Genomic DNA, 4,460 nt, shown 5'->3' on the forward strand with positions numbered 1-4,460 from the left:
CCGACGTTTCACTTCTTTGAACAGCTCTGCGACAAAATGAGCTTGCAGCGTCGGTTCTCCACCGGATACGGTCAATCCGCCTCCTGAAGAACGGTAATAGGCTAAATACGGCTCAATCTCAGCCAATACCTCCTCCAACGTCATCGGATTACCTTCATTCAAGGCCCAAGTGTCCGGGTTATGGCAATATTGACATTTCAACAAGCATCCTTGCATAAAGAGCACGAAGCGGATGCCGGGACCATCGACGGTCCCGAAGGTTTCCAATGAGTGTATGTGACCTTTCAACATGTTGCATCATCCTTCCCGCATCCGCTATGCGTGCGTCATTGTAATACTTATTTACATTGTACCGTGGAAAGTACGGTTAATAACATCCAATTGTTGTTCACGAGTCAGCTTGATAAAGTTAACGGCATAGCCGGAAACACGAATCGTCAGCTGTGGATAGTTTTCTGGGTGTTCCATTGCATCCAACAGTTGTTCGCGAGCAAACACATTGACATTCAGATGATGTGCGTGGCTTCCAAAGTAGCCATCCATCATCGAAACAAGGTTTGTTTTGCGTGTTTCTTCTTCTTTACCCAGTGCTTTAGGCACGATGGAGAAGGTGTTCGAGATACCATCTAGACTGTGTTCATAAGGCAATTTAGCCACGGAACTCAGAGATGCCAAAGCACCTTTTTTATCACGGCCGTGCATTGGGTTTGCCCCTGGTGCAAACGGTTCGCCTGCTTTACGTCCATCCGGTGTTGTACCTGTTTTCTTACCGTACACTACGTTGGAAGTAATAGTCAGTACAGATTGAGTAGGAACCGCATTACGATAAGCTTTATGCTTGCGAATCATGCTCATGAAGCTTTCTACCAGTTCCACAGCGATGTTATCTACACGGTCATCGTTGTTACCGTAGCAAGGGTATTCGCCTTCGATTTCAAAGTCAACAGCAATCCCTTTTTCGTTACGGATTGGTTTAACTTTTGCAAATTTAATGGCACTCAAGGAGTCGGTAGCAACTGACAGACCCGCAATACCACAAGCCATGGTGCGGAGAATATCACGATCATGCAACGCCATTTCAATGCGTTCGTAGCTATATTTATCATGCATGTAGTGAATAACATTCAAAGTGTTCATGTACAGTTTTGCCAACCATTCCATCATAGGTTTGAAGCGGCTCAACACTTCTTCATATTCCAGAACTTCACCTGTAATGGCTGGGAATTCAGGCCCTACTTGGACGCCAGATTTTTCATCTTTACCACCGTTAATTGCATACAGCAGAGCTTTAGCCAAGTTGGCACGGGCACCAAAGAATTGCATTTGTTTACCGATTTTCATTGCCGATACACAACAAGCAATACCATAATCGTCTCCATAAATCGGACGCATCAGATCGTCATTCTCGTACTGAATGGAGCTAGTTTCAATAGAAACTTTCGCACAATATTTTTTGAAGCCTTCAGGCAATTTTTCCGACCACAGTACAGTCAGGTTCGGCTCCGGTGCAGGTCCCAGATTGTAGAGGGTGTGCAGGAAACGGAAGCTGTTTTTAGTTACCCGAGTTTCTCCAGTTACGGACATACCACCAATGGACTCAGTAACCCATGTTGGATCTCCACTGAACAGTTCATTATAGTCAGGTGTGCGCAAGAACTTAACAATACGCAATTTCATAACAAAATGATCGACCAGTTCTTGAGCTTGTTCTTCTGTCATTGTACCCTCTTCCATATCACGTTGAGAGTAAATATCAAGGAAGGAAGATACACGTCCTAAGGACATTGCTGCACCATTTTGTTCTTTGATTGCTGCAAGATATCCAAAATATACCCATTGGAAAGCTTCTTTCGCATTGTTAGCAGGTTTTGAAATATCAAAACCGTGCTCAGCAGCCATTTGTTTCAGTTCATTCAAAGCACGAATTTGTTCAGAAATTTCCTCACGCAGACGAATTACGTCTTCTTCCATGGAATCAACTTCAAGGCTTTTCAGTTGCAGTTTTTTATCTTGGATCAAGAAGTCTGCACCATACAAAGCTACACGACGATAGTCACCGATAATACGACCACGACCGTATGCATCTGGCAGACCAGTAATGATACCAGCTTTACGAGCTGCTCTCATTTCATCTGTATAAGCGTCAAATACACCTTGGTTGTGAGTTTTACGAATATGAGTGAAAATATCAATGATACTTTCTGGTACTTCAAAACCATAGGCTTTACAAGCGTCGATCATCATCCGAATTCCACCAAACGGCTGCAAAGAGCGTTTGAATGGAGCATCTGTTTGTACACCGACAATTTGCTCTTTATCCCGGTCTAGATAACCCGGTTTATGTGAAATAATAGTGGATGGCGTATTCACGTCTACATCAAGCACGCCGCCGTTTGCCAACTCTTTTTTGGTAAGATCGGATACAATATCCCACAATGCAGTTGTGTTGGCGGTAGGACCAACCAAAAATTCTTCATTGCCAACATAAGGTAAGATATTAATTTCAATAAAATCGTTGACGTTGACTTCTTTAGTCCATTTGCCTTTTTTAAAACCTCTCCAGCCAGATTGTTGCTCTTGTAATTCTCTCTCAATCACCGACATGTAAATCCCTCCAAATTGTTTGGTCTTCCGGACTTGTGATTTTTTTCACGATAAAGCTATTTCTTGAGCCCGGCCTGTTCACCGATGCCTTACGCTCAGTGTCGGGACCTTTCTTACACCCTTATTGTAGAATAATGATAGAGTGTAGTATGTGATAAAAATCACAATATGAGTGATTTTTATCACTTTATTTTCCCTAGCTTCACGCCTATATCCTTAGCCTTGCCGTTCACCTCCCTTCCCAAACCAACAGGCCCTCTATATAGAGAGCCTGCATCGGTATTGAACGAGAAAATGCTTTTTCACAAGCCTCTTCGTACCTATTATATTATTGGTCAAAACGTCCGTAGAAGGCATTGCGATAGACATCAGCCAACTCAGTAACCAGCGGCAACTTCGGATTCGCAGTTGTACATTGATCTTCAAATGCGCGGTCAGCCAGATAGTCTACACGTGATTCGAAATCCTTCGCATCGAAACCAATTTGTTGGAACGATTCCTCGATACCGAGTGTTTTGTTCATCTTACGGATTGCTTCGATCAAGCTGTTAACCCCTTCTTCGGTGGTGCGTGCAGGCAGTCCCAGTATGCGCGCGATTTCTGCATAACGCTCATCCGCAACAAAGTGCGAATATTTAGGGAACGAAGCAAATTTTGTCGGTTTTTTCGCATTATAGCGAATAACGTGCGGCAGCAAAATGGCATTCGTGCGGCCATGCGCTGTATGGTATTGTCCACCCCATTTATGTGCAAGACTGTGGTTAATACCCAAGAATGCATTAGCAAACGCCATACCAGCAAGTGTGGAAGCATTATGCATTTTTTCACGAGCCAGCTTATCACCGATCAGAGCCGATTGTTCTAGGTATTGGAATACCAATTGAATGGCTTTAATTGCCAGACCATCTGTGTAATAATTAGCCATTACGGACACGTAAGCCTCGATAGCATGTGTCAGAACGTCCATACCTGTGTCCGCTACAGCTGTTTTAGGCAGCGAATATACAAACACTGGGTCAATAATTGCCACATCAGGAGTCAACTCATAGTCAGCCAGCGGGTACTTCGTGTTGCCCAGGTTTTTGTCCGTAATTACTGCGAACGATGTAACTTCGGAACCTGTACCCGAGGTTGTAGGGATAGCTACAAATTGTGCTTTTTGGCCCAGACGTGGGTACTTGTAAATCCGTTTACGGATATCCATGAATTTTTGTTTTAAGTTATTGAAATCAGTATCTGGATATTCATAGAACATCCACATGCCTTTAGCCGCATCCATTGGCGAACCGCCGCCCAGTGCGATGATGCAATCCGGTTGGAAACGTCTCATCATTTCTGTACCACGTTCTACCGTAACTGTCGATGGATCTGGCTCTACTTCAGAGAACACTTCGATAGCTACCGGTGTTTGGCGTTGATGCAGATAATGAATAACACGATCCACATATCCCAGTTTTACCATCATAGGGTCCGTGATAATGGCTACACGTGTGATATCAGGCATTTTAGCAAGATACTGTGTCGAATTTTTTTCAAAATAGATTTTGGAAGGTACTTTGAACCATTGCATATTCACCGTCCGTTTCGCCACCCTTTTCACATTAATCAAATTGACTGCCGATACGTTCGACGAAGTCGAGTTACGACCGTACGAACCGCAACCGAGTGTCAACGAAGGAAGATTGGTGTTGTAAATGTCGCCAATCGCACCATGTGTGGAAGGTGCATTTACAATGATACGTCCTGTTTGCAGACGGTTTGCGAAGCGAGCGATAACGTCCTCATCGTTCGAATGAATAGCGGACGAGTGGCCCATGCCCCCGAATTCCACGACTTCAGCAGCGCGTTGAATACCT

General features: G+C 44.1%; 3 protein-coding genes. All 3 read right to left on the reverse strand.

Features of this window, described 5'->3' with window-relative positions; translation table 11 throughout:
• Nucleotides 1-291, reverse strand: a 291-nt coding sequence (locus tag GRP75_RS19875; RefSeq protein WP_160790152.1) for a 4Fe-4S cluster-binding domain-containing protein, incomplete at its 3' end; no start/stop codon positions are given.
• 51 nt (nucleotides 292-342) lie between these two features.
• Entirely contained in the window at nucleotides 343-2,604 is a 2,262-nt protein-coding gene (pflB, locus tag GRP75_RS19880) for a formate C-acetyltransferase (RefSeq protein ID WP_160790153.1), read from the reverse strand.
• Nucleotides 2,605-2,932: 328 nt separating this feature from the next.
• Nucleotides 2,933-4,460 (reverse strand): iron-containing alcohol dehydrogenase (locus GRP75_RS19885; RefSeq protein WP_160790154.1); only part of this gene is annotated, 1,528 nt, incomplete at its 5' end.

This window comes from Paenibacillus sp. OT2-17 (assembly GCF_009827695.1).
GTDB classification, from domain to species: domain Bacteria; phylum Bacillota; class Bacilli; order Paenibacillales; family Paenibacillaceae; genus Paenibacillus; species Paenibacillus polymyxa_B.

Bases quoted from the DNA above. Each gene is read 5' to 3' on its own strand.
- pflB (WP_160790153.1), bottom strand. From the start codon at position 2,604: ATGTCGGTGATTGAGAGAGAATTACAAGAGCAACAATCTGGCTGGAGA.